Here is a 15600-nt window from a genome sequence, read left to right on the forward strand (position 1 = left end):
CGGCGCGCCCTGCCATCGCGAGATGGTCTTTCAAGCCCGATGAACGGGAACGCTCATTCTCCTGCCGGGAGATGCTTGCCGTGATGCTGCGCCGCCTCACGGCGGGCACGCAAACCGACCACCACCCCGAACGCTGCAATGGCGGCGGGCAGGATGACAAGCGCAAACCATTGAATGCTAGTCATCGGAAAGGCCCTTCAACACACCGGATGCCCCATAATGTAGGCTGAAAGCCGCGCCGATCCAAGTGGCGCAGCCCGTGGCCATGATCAGCAAAGACGGCAGCGCATCCTCTGGTCCGTAATAGGCCGCGGCCATTGGGGCCAGAAAACCAACCGTGAGGCACGCGGTGGATGCTCTGTCCAACGCATTCGCCAACAGCTTCAAACGTTCGTCTCGCACCCTGCTCATTCAGCCGGCGCCTTCCGCAGCCGCACACCGGCCCCGCCGCCATTCTCGGGGATGAACTCGACGCCGGCGGCTTCCAGGGCATGCTGGATCGCCTCGACCGTGCGGGGAAGCAATACCTCTCCCCTCTCCAGCCGGCTCACTGTGTCGACTGAAACGCCAGCAGCCTTCGCGAGATCGCGCACTCCCCAGCCCACAGCGGCTCTCGCCATGCGGCATTGAACAGCCAACATCGTGACAGTGTCCTGATTTCCTATTGACGTACTGACGATGTACAGTTATCAGTACGATGCACTGAAATCAGTTCTACCACAGGAGCACGCGCATGGGCACCCATGTCCGCGAACGGGAGACGCTTGCCAACTGCGGCCTGCCTTTCAAAGCCGCCGCCGCCCGCTTCGTTGCGGGCGCAACGCGCACGAACGGGGAGATGCACTGATGTCGATCATCCCCAAGCGCCACACCCTCCTCACCGATCGCCGCAATTTCCTGGTTCGGGCCCTCGGCTTCACGGCAGCGGGCGCCACGCTTGCGGTGCCCGTGGTAGCGATGGAAACCCCGGAAGAACGTATCCGCCACCACATGAAGGGCCTGCAGGAAGCCTTCGCCGACTATTACGGCGCGGATATGCCGATCACGCCCACCTTCAGCGGCACGACACCGGAGATGATGCAGCGAGGCCCCCACATGGCTGCCTATGCCATCGTTCGCGCCGGCCCCCGACTCTATCCCAATGCCAGGACCTTCTACGGCGTCGATGATGGCCCTCTCTTCGCGGAGGATCGCTGAAATGGGCAAGAGCATCCGCACCTTCGAGATGGTGGAGACAAGCCGCTTCCGCGCCCGCGTCGCCGCAGCCATCGAAAGCTTGGTGGACCTCCTCGACAGCTTGGAGGACGACCCGGACCTTGAGCCCGACAATGACGACGAGCCCAGCCTCAGCTGGGAAGGAGGACAACCGGGCCGATACTTCCCCGAGGGCTCACCGGGCGTCGGCATTGTTCGGTACGATGATGCTGACCGGGAGCGAGACGCTGGGGATGGGCCTGAAGGCCCAGACGCCGATCGCGAGTTCACTTCGCTGGAGCGTCATGGCAGCGGCTTCGTCTATTCCGGCCCGGACGATTGCGAAATGAACGGCGATGAGGACGACGACGACGGCGATACAGAGCCAAGCCTTGGCTGGGTGACCCGCGAGAACGGAGGGACGTATTGCGGGGTGTGCTCGGACCGCGAGCAAGATGCGCGGTGACGGATCTTGGCATTCAGAGAATGCCACTGTTGCACCGCGGCTAAAATTCAAAACGTAGCCCTTCCAACGATTTTTGAATCGTGGTAGACACTACGTATGGCAACGATCGTTCCCAGCCTCAACCTCTTTCGCCCTGCTGAGGCAGAGGCCGTCACCGGCCTTTCCACGGCAATGCAGCGCGACTATCGGCACCGCGGCTTTCTCCCGAGCTTTACCGGACACGCCCGCTTCAATGTGTTCGACCTTGCGGAGATGTACGCACTCAAGCAGCTGTCCGACCACGGATTTGGGCCGGACACGTTCGGAAGTTCCGCGAAGATCGTAGCGAGGGGGCTTGTCTATCATGCCCTCAAGTTTGCGGATGCGTATGAGGGTGAAGCACAGGACATCGAAAGGTTCTGCGTCGAATCAAATACGCCGGAAGAGAAAGTATTTTCCGATTGCGGACTCGACACTGATTTTCGCCGTTACCTCGTCATTTGGTCGTGGTCATTTCCCCACAATGAACACGAATTCACAGACGATCTCAATCGTTCATTCTCCGAAGACATGAAGGGAAACAAGGCGTTTCTTCAGCAAAGCGGTCCAGTTACAGTATACAATTTAAAATATATGGGCGTGCAATTCCTCGCACAGCGTCTTGAAGGCAAGGCATTCGTCCGACTTTCCCGTCGCGGCGACTGACGCAATGACCATGCCGAATGAAAATCGCCCCCTGAAGACCGCAAAGCAGATCGCCCACGAGCTGGGCGTCTGCGAGCGCACCGTAACCCGGATGGTCCGCAAGGGCATTCTCCCCGCCACCAAGGGCGGCTGTGGCGGACGCACAAGCCCGCTGATCCTTGAGCGCGAAGCGCTGAAAAACCTCAACCGCAAGAAAGGATGACCTCATGGCGCGCCGTCCCGTGCCCTTCAAGCAAGCCGATGTCGCCCGCGCCGTGAAGGGCGTTGCATCTGCCGGTGAGAAGGTGTCGCGCGTTGAGATCGATCCGGCCGGAAAGATCACGATCATTACCGCCGAGGCCACTTCCGCCCCGGCGGCCACGTCCTTTGATAAATGGATGAACAATCGTGGCTCGCGTTAGGCTCAAGGGCCTGAACTCCAAGCGCAAGGTGCTCGCTGATGGCACCCTGAAGACCTACTGGTATGCCTGGAAGGGCGGCCCGCGCCTGCCCGGTAAGCCGGGTGATCCGAAGTTCATGGACGCGTACAACGAGGCGGTTTCGCGCAAGCATCAGCCGCCGGCTGGCGTGATGCTCTCCATTCTTTCGGCCTATCAGCAGAGCGACGATTTCCGCCAGCTCGCCGAGCGCACCCGCTTCGACTATGTGCGCCAAATCAAGAAGATCGAGGCCGAGTTCATCGACTTTCCTCTCTCCGCGCTCGCCGACCGTCGCAGCCGCGCCGTCTTCATGGAATGGCGCGACCAGCTCGCCGCCAATTCCCGCCGACAGGCGGATTATGCTTGGAGCGTGCTGGCCCGCATTCTGTCATGGGCACATGACCGGGGCCTGGTGGTGGCCAACCCCTGCACCCGTGGCGGGCGCCTCTATCGTGGCTCACGTGCGGAGAACGTCTGGACGGCCTATGACGAGGCGCAGTTCATGCAGCACGCGCCGGCCCATCCCCGTCTGGCCTTCATGCTCGCCCTGTGGACGGGGCAGCGCCAGGGGGACCTCCTGTCCTTGGTGTGGTCCGCCTATGACGGGGGGAAGATCCGCCTTCGTCAGAACAAGACCGGCGCGCGCGTCGTCATCCCCGTTGGCGCGCCGCTGAAGGCGTTGCTTGACTCCGCGCCGCGTCGCAGCCCGGTCATGCTGGTGACATTGGAGGGGAAGCCTTGGACGCCGGACGGCTTTCGCGTCTCGTGGCGCAAGGCCTGCACGAAAGCCGGCATCGTGGGCCTCACTTTCAACGATTTGCGCGGCACCGCTGTCACGCGCCTAGCGCTCGCTGGCTGCACTGAAGCGGAAATCGCCACCCTCACCGGGCACAGCCTGCGCGACGTGCGCTCGATCCTCGACGCGCACTACCTCGCCCGCGATCCGGCCTTGGCCGAGAGCGCAATCAGGAAGCTCGAAACGAGAACGAAAATTCCCGACTGAGCGTCCGACCAACGCATTTTGTTCTGTTCTGAGAAAGAGAAAAGCGTAGCGAAATCAATTGGCTGGGGGACCTGGATTCGAACCAGGATTAACGGAGTCAGAGTCCGCGGTTCTACCGTTGAACTATCCCCCACCATTTGGCTCCGGATCGCGCTTCGGCGGCGGGCCAATTGGCTAGCTCCTCATGAGGAGGAGGGCTCTATACGCAATCCTCCGCAGCCGGTCTAGCCCCTTTTGACGTCATCCACAGGCCAGCTGCCTGCTTCACGCATTCGGCGCCCGCAATGGTGCTATGCACAAATCCATCTGTTGCATTGCACGCAAGAGGCCTATCTCAAAGTCAACAGATGGAGATGACGATGGCTTCCGTAACCGCCGACATGGCGAACATTCATCATCATGGGTTCCTGGCGCGTATCGGCACCGCAATGGTGGAGTTCTTTGGTGCGGTTGCCGAAGCTCGGCGCATGGCTGACCGCTACGAAGACTTGGCGCATCTGAGCAACAGCGAGCTGGAGCAGATGGGCCTGAAGCAGGAAGACATTCCGCAGGTCGTCGTTTTCGGTCATCATTGACGGTAGCTGTGGTGTTCCACTTCCGGGGCCATGTCCCGGAAGACCACAGCACGGGATCTATAATAGGTGGCGCCGATGTGCTTCACCCGTTGATAGCCTGCTCTTTATCGTTTCCTCCCAGTGCCTCATCCCGCCACCTTCGGTGCGCGGGATTTTCTTTGGCCGCAACGGCCCAGTTGCAACGGCCCAGTTGACGCCTATTCGACCCGCACCATGACACTGTCGGTCAGCCCGGCGGCGTCGATCACGGTGAGCCGTGCGAAGCCCTTGCCACGGGGCGTCCAGAACAGCACCCGGCGCTGGCTGGCCGCTGCAACCGGGCGTCCGTCGAGCAGCAAGGTCAGCGGCAGAACGCCCCCCTCCACCTTCACCACCAGCCCGTCGACGTCACGCCCCGCCGCGGCGCCGTCCGCATCCTGGGAGAGGCGAGCGCCCTCCGGCGGATAGACCAGTTGCAGGCCCCCCCCGCGGCCATCGCTGGCAAAGTGCCGCTGCGGCGGCGGCAGGCGCGGATTGGCGGCCACCACGGCGCCGCGCGGGGCCAGCGCCAGCGGCGCCGGGCGGCGAACGATACGCGCGAAGGCATCGAACAGCAGCGGCGCGGCGGCGGCCCGCCCGGTGAGGTCGGCCACCGGCTGTCCATCGGGCCGCCCCACCCACACCGCCACGGTGCGCCGGCCGTCGAAGCCCACCGCCCACGAATCCCGGTAGCCGTAAGAGGTGCCGGTCTTGAAGGCGATCCGTCCACCGAGCGCGTTCTCGGGCGCCGGGGTTCCGAGCAGGCACTGGCCGACGTACCAGGCGGCCACCTCGCCCACCAGTTCCGCCCGCCGCGGCGCTGCCAGCGCCCCCTCGTCCAGCCGGTAGACCAGCGGATGCGCCGTTCCCCCGCGCGCCAGGCTGGCATAGAGCATAGCGAGATCCACCAGGCGGATGCCGACGCCACCGAGCCCCATGGGCAGCCCTGGGGCGGCGCCCGGCGGCAGTTCCAGATGGGCGCCGGCCTCGCCCAACCGGCTTGCCAATCGCTGCGGCCCCACCGCATCCAGCAGGCGCACGGCGGGAACGTTGAGGGACAATTGCAGCGCCTTGCGCACCGACAGCGTGCCCTGGAATCCGCGGTCGAAATTCTCCGGCCGCCACGCCCCGAACCGCACCGGCCGATCCTCGATAAGGGTTTCGGGGTGGGCGATGCCGTCATCGAAGGCGAGGGCATAGATGAAGGGTTTCAAGGTGGAGCCGGGCGAACGCACGGCGCGGGCGAGATCCACCTCGCCGGCCCGCGTGCGATCGGTGAAATCAGCACCCGCCACATAGGCCCGCACCTCGGCGCTGGCGTTGTCCACCACCACCATGGCCGCCGACAGGCCCCGGCCCAGCGCCGCCGTCCGCTCCCGCACCAGGCTTTCGAGCCGCTCCTGCAAGCCACCGTCCAGCGCCAGGTGATGCCGGGACAGGGTGGGCCGCGCTGCCACCATGTCCTCGGCCAGATGCGGCGCCCGCTGCGGCATGGGCCGGCGCGCCCGGGGCACCGGCTCGGCCTTCGCCACCCGCACCTCATCGGCGGAGAGCACCCCTTCGCGCAGCAGGCGCTCCAGCACCCGGTCGCGGGCGGCGCGGGCGCGCTCGGGATGCCGGTCGGGCCGGCGCGCCTCCGGCGCCTGGGGCAGCGCCACCAGCAGCGCCATTTCCCCCAGCGTGAGCCGCCGGGGCTCCTTGCCGAAATAGGTCAGGGTCGCCGCGCGGATGCCCTCGATATTGCCGCCGTAGGGCGCAAGGGTGAGGTAGAGAGTGAGAATCTCCGCCTTCGACAGCCGCGCCTCCAGCTCCAGCGCCCGGCGCATCTGGGCGAGCTTGGCGGCGAGGGTGCGCGGCCGCGGCGGCTCCAGCAGGCGCGCCACCTGCATGGTGAGGGTGGATCCGCCGGACACCACCCGCGCCGCCCCCAGCCCCTGCCCCGCTGCCCGCAGGAGCGCCAGGGGATCAACGCCGCCATGGCGAAAGAAGCGTTTGTCCTCATAGGCTTCGAGCAGGGCGAGAAAGCGCGGGTCCACCGCGTCGACGGTGGCGGCGAAACGCCAGCGCCCATCAGGCAGAGCGAACGGGCGCAGCAATTGGCCATCCCGGTCCACCACCTCGCGCGCCACCTCCGGCTGCGGCGCGCGCGGCGCGGCGGCCCGCACCCCGGCAAGGCCGGCGACGCCCGCCCCCACCGCGCAGGCAGCGACGATGAACGCGATGCCAGCCCCCCGCGCCACAGCGCCGTGGCGCACCGGGTCGGCGGACCGAGGCACACCCGAGGGGGGTGGACACGACGGGCTCATCGCGCCGCTCCCACCTCCACCATGCCGGTGCCGGTGCGGGCAAAACGATCGGGGCGGTACATATCCTCCACCACCGCCGGAGGATGGGCATAGCGGCCCGGCGAGACCGCGCGCACCACATAGGCCACCACGAACGGCGCATCCCCTTCCTGGCGGGTGACGGCGGCGACGAAGCGGTCGTCGCGGAACTCCACGTGGCTGGTTTCGCTGGTCTCATCGAGCCAGGCGAAACCGCCATCGGCGCCCCCCTGCACCAGGCTGGGATTCTCGATCTCGAAGCCGGCCGGCAGATAGTCCACCAGCAGGATGTCGGCCAAGGCGCTTTCGGTCTCCTCCACCTTGAGGACCACGGCGAAGCGTTGGTTCTGCGCCGCCTTGGCGGGATCGGCGGGCTTGCCGTCGAGGCTGTAGTAGCGCCGCTCCAGGCTGAAGCCATGGGCGGTGGCAGGTTCGGGCGCCACCGGCGCGCCGAGCACGGAGACCACCACCTTCACCGGTTCCGCCCCGGTGTTGCGAAGGGTCACCGTGCCGGCATCCAGGTCCGCCCGAGACAGGGTGCGGCCGAACACGCCGTGCTCCACCGCGCCGTTCACCTCTAGCGTCATGGCCTTGGCGCGCTCCACCAGGGACGCCGCCGCCAGCACCATCCAGGCATTCTCCTGGGTGGAGGTGCGCCCGGTCACGCTCCGCGCCGCGTCGACCCGGGCCAGGGCGCGGCTGGCGTCCTGGGCGAAGCCGGCCTCGCGGGCCAGCACGGTGAGGGCGGCCGCATCACGCAGCAGCGATCCGAAATCCGCCCGCCCGGCCACGGGCGCGACCGGCGTCGCCGGCAGGCCGCCGAGGGCGGTGTTGAACACCCGCTCCGCCCGGGTGCGGTCGCCCAGCAGGGCCAGCGCGGCACCCACCTGCCCCTGAGCCAAAGGCGACGACAGATCCTTCAGTCGGGTATCGGCGAGATAGCGCAGATCGCCCAGCGGAGCCCGGCCGTTGCGCGCCAGCACGTAGAGGGCATAGGCCACCCCCTCGCCGGAGGACTGCATATTGGCCCCGGCCATGTTGACCACGTTGCGCAGGCGATCAAGGGCGAGGGCGAAGGCCTGGTCCGGCACCGCATAGCCCTTCTCCTTCGCCCGCGTCAGGAAATCCGCCACATAGGCGTCGAGCCAGGCATCATCGCCGCCCGCCGCCCACAGGCCGAATGAGCCGTCCGAGCCCTGGCGCGCCATCAGCCGCGTGATGGAATCGCGGATGCGCCCGCCGGCGTCGGGATCGCTGGCGCGGCCCACCAGCGCCGACAGCTCGTTGAAGGAGAGCAGCGGCAGCGCCCGGCTGGTGATCTGCTCGGAGCAGCCATAGGGATAGCGATCGAGGGCGGCCAGCAGGGCCGGCACATCAAGGGCACTGTCGGGGCTCACGCTCACCGCCACCGCGCCGGTGCCGGGCAGCACATCGCCCAGCAGGGCCTTGGACAGGGTGAGGCTCTCCCCCGGCGCAAGGCTGCGCACCGTGCGCCGCTCGATCTCCGGATAGGCCGGGCGCACGGTGAAGGCGAAGCGGCGCACCAGGTCCACCCCATGCCCGCTCAACCGCACATCGACATGCGCCGGGCCGACGCTTTGGCCTTCCACCGGCAGCCGCAGGGTCTGCCGCTGCTTTTCCCCGAGGCTCACCGCCGGTGCCGGCGCGGTGATGCGCGCGCCACCGCTGGCCGTCACGTCCAAGGCATAGGTGCCGGCCGGCGCCTCCACATTGGTGAGGTCCAGGGTGAGGGTGGAACGATCCCCAGCGGCAAGGAAGCGCGGCAGCGTGGCAAGCACCACCACCTTGTCGCGCACCACCACGTCGGTGGCGGCATGGCCGAGCTTCTCCGCGCTCCAGGCCATGGCCATCAGCCGCACGGTGCCGTCGAAGGCGGGGATGGGGAAGGTGACGAGGGCGGTGCCATCGGCCGCCACCGGCACGATGCCCGAGAACAGGGCGAGGGGCGCCTGGGTGGGCGGGCTCGCCTGCAGCGCCTGCTCCATGCCGTCGCCGCCCGAGCGCAGCCGCCCGCTGTTGCCCTGCATGCCATCGATGAGAGCGCCATAAAGGTCGCGGATCTCGCTGGAGAGCCGCCGTTGGCCGAAGATCACGTCATCGGGCGCGGGAGTCTTGAAACCGGTGAGGTTCAAGATGCCCACATCCACCGCCGCAATGGTGATGAAGGCACGGCCGCCGGGCTCCACTCCGCTCACCCGCACCGGCACCGCAAGATCGGCATCGGGCCGCATCTGCGCCGGCGGGGTCAGCTCCACCTGCAAGGTGCGCTCGGCTCGATCCACCGAGAACCAGGCGAGGCCGATGGCGCGGCCGGGCATGCGGCCCGCCGCCACGTCCAGCGGCCGGTGCATGAAGGCCACCAGGTAGGCCCCCGGCCCCCAGCTCGGGTCGGCGGTAAAGCTCACCCCGTTGGCGCCGGCCCGCACCGGCAGCGTCTGCTGCGCCAGCAGGCCCTCGTTCACCACCATGACGGTGGCGGTGCCGGCAGTGCGGGCGGTGAGGGTCGCCTTTACCGTATCGCCGCTGCGATAGGCGGAGCGATCCAGACTGAGCTCCAGCTTGTCCGGGGTGTCGGCGGTGCCGTCGCCACCGAAGCCGGCATCGAAATAGAAGCTCGTCAGCGGCAGGCCGTCGCCAGTGAGATCAAGCCGGTAGCGGCCATAGGTGGTGGGCACGGTCAGGCGCGCGGGTCCGCCCGCCACCGCATCCATCTGCCCCTCGCCAACCCGGCTGACGATCTTGACCGGCTCGTAATCCCACGAGCCGCCAACCTTGTACCATTGGTAGCGGGTCTCCAGCCGCGACAGGCGCCACGTGAGGCCGGGCGCCGCCAGCAGGGTATCGTCGACGCCCGCCACCACCACGTCGAAGCTGGCGGGCTCGCCCTCGCGCACGCGATCGGAGAACAGCGGCTTCACGCCAATCACGCTGCCGGCGGGCGCCACCGGCAGCACCAGGGTGCGCTGGACCGCGCGGCCCCCCGCCTCCACCAGCCGCACCAGCGCCTGCATCTCCAGCGGCCGGTCGGTGCGCGGCAGGTCGCCGGTGGTCAGCCGCAGGGTGGAGCGGCCGGTGGCATCGGTGCGGGGCGTCTCCGCCACCGGCTGGCGATCGGCCAGCACCTCGTCATCCCCATTGCCGAAGCGATAGCCGTCGAAGCCCTTGCGCGCGCTGGCCAGGCGGATCTCCGTCTCGGCCTCCACATCGAGGGCGGCGGCGGGTGCGCCGAACAGGAAGCGCCCTTCCAGCAGCACCTCCACCGGCCGGCCACGGGACACCTGAGGGGCACCGGTGGAGAGGGTGAATTCCACCCGGTCCGGCACATAGTCTTCCACCAGGAAGGCGGTCTCGCCGATGGCCGCCGCCTTGGGGTCGCTGAACGCCTTCACCCGCCAGGTGCCGGTCATGGCGCCCTTCAGCAGGTCGAGATCCACCACCCGCCCGCCGGCGGCGCGCGGGTTGAGCACCAGCCGGCGATCCTCCACCCCATCCGGCCGCTGCAGCACCAGGGTCACCGGCACGTCGGAGGCGCGGCCCTGGGCATCGCGCAGCAGCGCGGTGAGATGCACCGTCTCGCCGGAACGGTAGACCCCACGCTCGGAGGTCAGGAACGCATCGAGGGCGCGCGGCGCCTCGCGCCCGGCCACACCCCGGTCAGTCAGATCGAAGGCGCTGTCCTTGAGCGAAAGGAAGGCATAGTCGCCGGCCGTGGTACGGGCGATCACCACCTCCGGCTCCAGCCCCGCGGCCCCGCGCGACAGGCCGGGGTCGAAGCGGGCATAGCCGGCGGCGTCGGTGGTCACCTCCCCCAGCACCTCATTGGAGCGCGCCACCAGTTGCAGGCGGGCACCGGCCATCGGCTCGGCACTGCTGAGCGCCCGCACCAGCACATGCACGCCATCCTGACCCGACAAGGCGGTCAGGCCGAGGTCGGAGACGATGAACCATTGGGTCGCCTCGGCGCCATAATCGTCCTCACCCAGCTCGTGCTCGGGCTTGGCGGTCATGACATAGACGCCCGGCAGCAGCGGCCCGACCGCCTCGGTGATGGGCACCGCCGTGGTGACATCGGTATTGAGCGGGCTGTCCACCTCCAGCACCCCGGAATAGACGGTAATGGCGCTGCCATCGGCCAGCCGCTCGCGCACATAGCTGTCGAGCCCCTGGCGGAAATCTCCCTGCAGCGCCGTGGGCACCAGGGCCCGATCGCCGATGCGCAGGATGTTGACCGCCACCGCCCGTGTGTTCACCGACACCAGCGGAATGCCTTTCTGGCCGGTGCGCGGCAGCACATAATTGCGGCCGGTAAAATGCACGCCGGGCCGGCGATCACGCACATAGATGGAGAGTTCGGTGGGGCGGCGGGTGCGTTCGCCATTGGCGGCGGGCACGCCGGGCCGCACATTCAGCGTGTAATGCTCACCATGCGTGAGCCCCTCCACGCAGATCTGCCGCGCCTCTGAGGTGAGGGCCGGCTTATCGCGATCGCGCACCTGCAGGAAGGGCGAGAAATCCGTCGCCGGCGCCAGGTCATCGGAAAACTGCACGCACACGCGGGGCGCGGCGGCATCGGATTCCACCGTGTAATCCACCAGCCGAAAGCCGTGCTCGTCGCGCAGCTTGTCATAGAACGCCCGCTCCTCCGGTGTGTCGCGCAGGGCGAGCGCCGTCTTCATGGTCTCGAGCGCCGCGCTCCACAGGCCCCGCGCCGCATATTGGCGGGCCAGGAAGGCCAGCGCCTCCGCCTCGCCGGCGCGGGTCGGGGCGCGGCGATAGGCGATGTAGGCAGCGGCAAACGCGTTGTCGGTGAAGGCGCTGCCGTCTTCCGTGTCGGTGGGGCGGATGGCCGCCAACGACCGGGCGAGGCGCATCCACACCGTGGCATCCTGCGGCGTCGCCAGGGCCAGGGCGGCATAGGCCGCGGCGGCGGAACGGGCATCGTTGCGCTGGAAGGCCTGGTCCGCCTCCCGCCGGGCCCGCTCCAGCGGCACCGCGAGCGGCCGGGCCTCGCGCCGCAGCTGACGCTCGTAACGTCTGGCGCCAGTGACCAGGTCGCTCCGCTGGAAGGTCTTGGCGCCGGCGGGCTCCGCCGGTGCCATGGTCGCCGGCGCCGGGCGCGGCACCGGCGGGCGCTGCGGCTGGGCCCAGGCAAGGCCGGCCATCCAGCTGGATGCGACCACGCAGCCGACCGCCAGAACGCCCGTGAGCAGGCCCTTCATCGCCCGGGCACGCCGGCGCCCTTCAGCCTTCGCGAGACGACGTTCCATGGCCCCTCCCTCGACGCGATGCGCCGTGGCTTGGAGGGTCTGCGCGCGGGCGGTGGTCCGGGCAAGGGTGCGATGGTCGTGCGGGTTTAGGGCACTTCCGGCACATGGGCTCCGCGCTGCGCGTCATCCCCTCATGTCATCAGAAATGGCTCACCGGCACCGGCTCACCGCATCCCGCGACGAACCGGCCCGACCCCGCGCCGTCATCTAGGCGCAAGGCGCGTCGCTCGCCAAGGGGGAATCGTTCCCTCGCGGAATTTCGCTGCCGCTCAGGTTGGATCGGGCAGGAGCACGTGGGTCCGCAGCAAATGGATGCGGCGCCGGCCGATGCGCGATGCCAGCCGCCGTTCCGCCCGCACCCCTGCAGGATGTCCGCCCAGCCGCTCGTAATGCTTGCGGGAAATGAGCAGGCCCTGGGGGGGCTGGGGCAGCCCCAGCAGCGCCAGCCGCGCCGCCGCCATGGCCTCGCCCAGCCGCGGGCGCAGGCCATAGCCATCCACAGCCAGGCGGAAGGTGGCGGCCACCCGCTCGGACTGCCCGCGACGCTCTGCGGTTTCGATGAAATTGGCCACCTCGCGCACCCAGCCTTCTTCCAGCAGAGACTGGGGGGCGAGAAACAGCAGCCAGCGCCCGCGCGACTGGGCAGCGCCCTGCTTCAGCCGCACGCCCACGTCGCTCACCGTATGCAGAAAGGTGCAACCTGCCGCATCGGCGATGGCGGCGGTGTCGTCGGTGGAGCCGTTGTCCACCAGCGCCACATCCCGCAGCACGCCGGCCGTGACCCCCGGAACGAGGGCCGACAACACCGGCACCAGCTGGCGTTCGGAATTGTGCGTGGCGATGACGACCGACAGCAAGGACAAGGGCTCCGCAACTTTGTGACAGCTATATCTCCTGTGCATGGCAACGTCGATGCCGCAATGCAACCGAAGGGGCGTGAAACCGTACCGGAATGGCGCAAAATCACCGCTCTGCGACCCCAGCCCTGCGCCATTCGCCCATCATCACAGCCAAAAGCCACTTATTTGCATACACGCAATCTGTAATTGCATGGCCCGTCAGCTGCCTCGCCCTGGCCTCGGCGATGTGGCAAGCCCTCGGGTGAGGGTGCCGCCGTGAGATTCGCGTCCTCCAAGCCATGCCGGAAAGCCGCTATGAAATCGTCCGACACGTCCATCCTCATTGTCCCCGGCTGGAACGATTCCGATGCCGATCACTGGCAGAGCCGTTGGGAAAGCCGGCTGACCACCGCCACCCGCGTGCGCCAGGCGGATTTCTCCCAGCCGAGCCGCACGGCCTGGACGCAGGCCGTGGTGGAGGCGGTGGCCGCGGCGCCGCGGCCGGTGGTGATCGTCGCCCACTCGCTCGGCGTCACCACCCTCGCCCATGCCGCGCCCCTGCTGCCGGCCGGCAAGGTCGTGGGGGCCTTCCTGGTGGCACCGCCGGACCTGGAGGCCGAGCCGCGCAACCCGCTGTTCGCCAGCTTCGTCCCCATGCCGCGCCAGCCCCTGCCCTTTCCCAGCGTTGTGGTAGCGAGCCGCACCGACCCCTATTGCAGCTACGAGGCGGCCGAAAAGTTGGCTGCAGCCTGGGGCGGCGAGCTGGTGGATGCCGGCGATGCCGGCCACATCAATGGCGGTGCCGGATTCGGCCCCTGGCCGGAAGGCTCCATGCGGTTCATGGGCTTGCTGCAATCCCTCCGCTAGGCGCGGCGGCGTTAACAACCTTTTAACCGTTTTTGTGGACCGCGCCCGCGTTTGCCGCTACCTCTTGCGCCATTGGACAGCGAGCAGGAGCCGTCATGCGGGCACCAGAGGCCATGGTCGACAATCCGAAGGCCCCCGCCACGCCCGACCACCCCTCACGCCACCCGTCGAACGGCCTGCGTGCCGCACCCGCCGTGCTGCGCACCGGCATGCTGTTGATGAGCCTTGCGCTCGCCGCATGCCAGACCGACGGAGCCGGGATGTCCGCCAACGGCGCGCTTGCCTTCGACTCCATCGACGGACCGCCCAAGGCCACGTTCGACAAGCTAGTGGGCCACTTGTCCGATGAGGCCCAGAGCCGGCAGGTGAAGGTGGCCTCACGGGAGGACCAGGGCGCCTATCGCGTCAAGGGCTACCTGTCCATGCACGTGGAACGGGGCAAGGCGAGCTGCGCCTATGCCTGGGATGTCTACGACCCCGGCAAGACCCGTGTGGTGCGCATCACCGGCGAGGAAAAGGGCGCGTCGACAAAGGGTTCCGCCAATTGGTCGGCGTGTGACGACGCGGTTCTGGCCCGCATCGCCGATCGCTCGATGGCCGATTTCGCGCAGGCGCTCGGCGTCGGAGGCAGCACCGCCCCGGCGGCCCAGCCGGCGCCGGTGGAAACCGCCGCGACAGCCGCGCCGGCGGCAACGGGTGCCGACGCGGCACCGGCAGCGTCGGCCGCCACAGCCACCGGGCCGGTGGCTGATGCAACCGCAGCGCTGGCCCCTTCCTCACCGGCCGCACTTGCCTATGCAGCTCAGTGAACTGGACCTTTACAAGGTCCGAACGAGGCGCCTATCAGAGCGTCCCAAGCCTTGAGAGACCCGCAACGCCGGGGCGGAGCGTCAGATGTCAGCGGAAAATGGTCCTATGAAGCTCGTCGCGGGCAATTCCAACCGCGCGCTCGCGGAAGCTATTGCCGCCTATCTCGCGACCCCCCTCACCAAAGCGGTGGTGCGGCGCTTCGCGGACATGGAGATCTTCGTCGAGATCCAGGAAAACGTGCGCGGCCAGGACGTGTTCGTCCTCCAGTCCACCTCGTTCCCCACCAATGATCACCTGATGGAGCTGTTGATCATCATCGACGCGCTCCGCCGCGCCTCGGCCAAGCGCATCACCGCGGTGCTGCCGTATTTCGGCTACGCCCGCCAGGATCGCAAACCCGGCCCGCGCACCCCCATTTCCGCCAAGCTGGTCGCCAATCTCATCACCCACGCCGGCGCTGACCGCGTGATGACCCTCGACCTCCACGCCGGGCAGATCCAGGGCTTCTTCGACATCCCCACCGACAATCTCTATTCCGCCCCGGTGATGGTGCGCGACATCAAGGAGCGGTTCGAGCTCTCCAACCTCATGGTGGTGTCGCCCGACGTAGGCGGCGTGGTGCGCGCCCGCGCCCTGGCCAAGCGCATCGACGCCCAGCTCGCCATCGTCGACAAGCGCCGCGAGCGCCCCGGCGAGAGCGAGGTGATGAACGTCATCGGTAATGTGGAAGGCCGCTCCTGCATCCTGGTGGACGACATCGTGGATTCCGGCGGCACCCTGGTGAACGCCGCCGAGGCGCTGCTCGCGCGTGGAGCCAAGGAAGTCACCGCCTACATCACCCATGGCGTGCTCTCCGGCGGCGCGGTGGCCCGCATCACCGCATCCAAGCTCAAGGAATTGGTGATCACCGATTCCATCCTGCCGACCGAAGCGGTCCGGGTGGCCCGCAACATCCGCGTGCTCTCCATCGCCGGCCTCATCGGCGAGGCGGTGGCGCGGACCGCCCATGAGGAATCGGTCTCCAGCCTGTTCGACTGAGCCGACGACACCGCGCAAGGCTGCCCCACGCTAAACCTCCGCCCTCCGGCGGAGGTTTTCTTTTGTCCGCGCCTC

The 15600-nt window shown here is 67.9% G+C and carries 15 protein-coding genes and 1 tRNA gene; 10 read left to right on the top strand and 6 right to left on the bottom strand.

The window, feature by feature from the left end; translation table 11 throughout:
• Positions 1 to 53 precede the first annotated feature (53 nt).
• Both MEU52_RS21715 and MEU52_RS01355 read right to left on the bottom strand, forming a co-directional pair.
• Positions 54 to 185, bottom strand: a complete 132-nt coding sequence (locus tag MEU52_RS21715; RefSeq protein WP_273546210.1) for a hypothetical protein — start codon at positions 183 to 185, stop codon at positions 54 to 56.
• Positions 186 to 407: 222 nt separating this feature from the next.
• Positions 408 to 641 (bottom strand): helix-turn-helix domain-containing protein, encoded by a 234-nt coding sequence (locus MEU52_RS01355; protein ID WP_238121748.1) that lies wholly within the window; start codon positions 639 to 641, stop codon positions 408 to 410.
• A 205-nt stretch (positions 642 to 846) separates the two neighbouring features.
• Here MEU52_RS01355 and MEU52_RS01360 point away from each other — a divergent pair, with 205 nt between their 5' ends.
• The 6 genes from MEU52_RS01360 (at position 847) to MEU52_RS01385 (ending at position 3766) form a co-directional block, all read left to right on the top strand.
• Complete coding sequence (locus tag MEU52_RS01360) at positions 847 to 1197, top strand: hypothetical protein (protein WP_238121747.1); 351 nt, start codon at positions 847 to 849, stop codon at positions 1195 to 1197.
• A 1-nt stretch (position 1198) separates the two neighbouring features.
• Positions 1199 to 1660, top strand: coding sequence for a hypothetical protein (locus MEU52_RS01365; RefSeq protein WP_238121746.1), 462 nt, complete (start codon positions 1199 to 1201; stop codon positions 1658 to 1660).
• A 96-nt stretch (positions 1661 to 1756) separates the two neighbouring features.
• Positions 1757 to 2344 (top strand): hypothetical protein, encoded by a 588-nt coding sequence (locus MEU52_RS01370; RefSeq protein WP_238121745.1) that lies wholly within the window; start codon positions 1757 to 1759, stop codon positions 2342 to 2344.
• A 4-nt stretch (positions 2345 to 2348) separates the two neighbouring features.
• Complete coding sequence (locus tag MEU52_RS01375; protein ID WP_238121744.1) at positions 2349 to 2546, top strand: helix-turn-helix domain-containing protein; 198 nt, start codon at positions 2349 to 2351, stop codon at positions 2544 to 2546.
• Positions 2547 to 2550: 4 nt separating this feature from the next.
• Positions 2551 to 2745, top strand: coding sequence for a hypothetical protein (locus MEU52_RS01380; RefSeq protein ID WP_238121743.1), 195 nt, complete (start codon positions 2551 to 2553; stop codon positions 2743 to 2745).
• 28 nt (positions 2746 to 2773) lie between these two features.
• Entirely contained in the window at positions 2774 to 3766 is a 993-nt protein-coding gene (locus MEU52_RS01385; RefSeq protein WP_238121742.1) for a tyrosine-type recombinase/integrase, read from the top strand.
• Between the two features lie 59 nt (positions 3767 to 3825).
• Here the strand turns inward: MEU52_RS01385 and MEU52_RS01390 are convergent.
• Positions 3826 to 3899, bottom strand: a tRNA-Gln gene (locus tag MEU52_RS01390).
• A gap of 226 nt (positions 3900 to 4125) precedes the next feature.
• Here MEU52_RS01390 and MEU52_RS01395 point away from each other — a divergent pair.
• On the top strand, positions 4126 to 4341 hold the full coding sequence (locus MEU52_RS01395) for a DUF1127 domain-containing protein (RefSeq protein WP_238121741.1): 216 nt from the start codon (positions 4126 to 4128) through the stop codon (positions 4339 to 4341).
• A gap of 197 nt (positions 4342 to 4538) precedes the next feature.
• Here MEU52_RS01395 and pbpC read toward each other — a convergent pair whose 3' ends face one another.
• The 3 genes from pbpC to MEU52_RS01410 form a co-directional block, all read right to left on the bottom strand.
• On the bottom strand, positions 4539 to 6665 hold the full coding sequence (gene pbpC / locus MEU52_RS01400) for a penicillin-binding protein 1C (protein WP_238121740.1): 2127 nt from the start codon (positions 6663 to 6665) through the stop codon (positions 4539 to 4541).
• Positions 6662 to 11971: an alpha-2-macroglobulin family protein gene (locus MEU52_RS01405; protein ID WP_238121739.1), complete on the bottom strand. Its 5310-nt coding sequence runs from the start codon at positions 11969 to 11971 to the stop codon at positions 6662 to 6664. The genes pbpC and MEU52_RS01405 overlap by 4 nt, the downstream gene beginning before the upstream one ends.
• Positions 11972 to 12240: 269 nt before the next feature.
• The gene (locus tag MEU52_RS01410) at positions 12241 to 12828 is read right to left on the bottom strand and encodes a glycosyltransferase (protein WP_238121738.1); all 588 of its coding nucleotides are present in this window, start codon (positions 12826 to 12828) and stop codon (positions 12241 to 12243) included.
• Positions 12829 to 13125: 297 nt separating this feature from the next.
• Between MEU52_RS01410 and MEU52_RS01415 the strand changes: the two genes are divergently transcribed.
• The 3 genes from MEU52_RS01415 (at position 13126) to MEU52_RS01425 (ending at position 15525) form a co-directional block, all read left to right on the top strand.
• Positions 13126 to 13677, top strand: a complete 552-nt coding sequence (locus MEU52_RS01415; RefSeq protein ID WP_238121737.1) for an RBBP9/YdeN family alpha/beta hydrolase — start codon at positions 13126 to 13128, stop codon at positions 13675 to 13677.
• A 113-nt stretch (positions 13678 to 13790) separates the two neighbouring features.
• A complete protein-coding gene (locus tag MEU52_RS01420; RefSeq protein WP_238121736.1) occupies positions 13791 to 14486 on the top strand; it encodes a hypothetical protein in 696 nt (231 codons plus the stop codon).
• An 85-nt stretch (positions 14487 to 14571) separates the two neighbouring features.
• Complete coding sequence (locus MEU52_RS01425) at positions 14572 to 15525, top strand: ribose-phosphate pyrophosphokinase (RefSeq protein ID WP_238121735.1); 954 nt, start codon at positions 14572 to 14574, stop codon at positions 15523 to 15525.
• Positions 15526 to 15600: the final 75 nt, after the last annotated feature.

Origin of the sequence: Xanthobacter sp. NM-25 (genome assembly GCF_022138605.1) — a bacterium.
Taxonomy (GTDB): Bacteria; Pseudomonadota; Alphaproteobacteria; order Rhizobiales; family Xanthobacteraceae; genus Xanthobacter.

Bases quoted from the DNA above. Each gene is read 5' to 3' on its own strand.
- MEU52_RS21715 (WP_273546210.1), bottom strand. From the start codon at position 185: ATGACTAGCATTCAATGGTTTGCGCTTGTCATCCTGCCCGCCGCCATT.
- pbpC (WP_238121740.1), bottom strand. From the start codon at position 6,665: ATGAGCCCGTCGTGTCCACCCCCCTCGGGTGTGCCTCGGTCCGCCGAC.
- MEU52_RS01355 (WP_238121748.1), bottom strand. From the start codon at position 641: ATGTTGGCTGTTCAATGCCGCATGGCGAGAGCCGCTGTGGGCTGGGGA.
- MEU52_RS01365 (WP_238121746.1), top strand. From the start codon at position 1,199: ATGGGCAAGAGCATCCGCACCTTCGAGATGGTGGAGACAAGCCGCTTC.
- MEU52_RS01380 (WP_238121743.1), top strand. From the start codon at position 2,551: ATGGCGCGCCGTCCCGTGCCCTTCAAGCAAGCCGATGTCGCCCGCGCC.
- MEU52_RS01425 (WP_238121735.1), top strand. From the start codon at position 14,572: ATGTCAGCGGAAAATGGTCCTATGAAGCTCGTCGCGGGCAATTCCAAC.
- MEU52_RS01420 (WP_238121736.1), top strand. From the start codon at position 13,791: ATGGTCGACAATCCGAAGGCCCCCGCCACGCCCGACCACCCCTCACGC.
- MEU52_RS01370 (WP_238121745.1), top strand. From the start codon at position 1,757: ATGGCAACGATCGTTCCCAGCCTCAACCTCTTTCGCCCTGCTGAGGCA.
- MEU52_RS01395 (WP_238121741.1), top strand. From the start codon at position 4,126: ATGGCTTCCGTAACCGCCGACATGGCGAACATTCATCATCATGGGTTC.
- MEU52_RS01360 (WP_238121747.1), top strand. From the start codon at position 847: ATGTCGATCATCCCCAAGCGCCACACCCTCCTCACCGATCGCCGCAAT.
- MEU52_RS01375 (WP_238121744.1), top strand. From the start codon at position 2,349: ATGACCATGCCGAATGAAAATCGCCCCCTGAAGACCGCAAAGCAGATC.
- MEU52_RS01415 (WP_238121737.1), top strand. From the start codon at position 13,126: ATGAAATCGTCCGACACGTCCATCCTCATTGTCCCCGGCTGGAACGAT.
- MEU52_RS01405 (WP_238121739.1), bottom strand. From the start codon at position 11,971: ATGGAACGTCGTCTCGCGAAGGCTGAAGGGCGCCGGCGTGCCCGGGCG.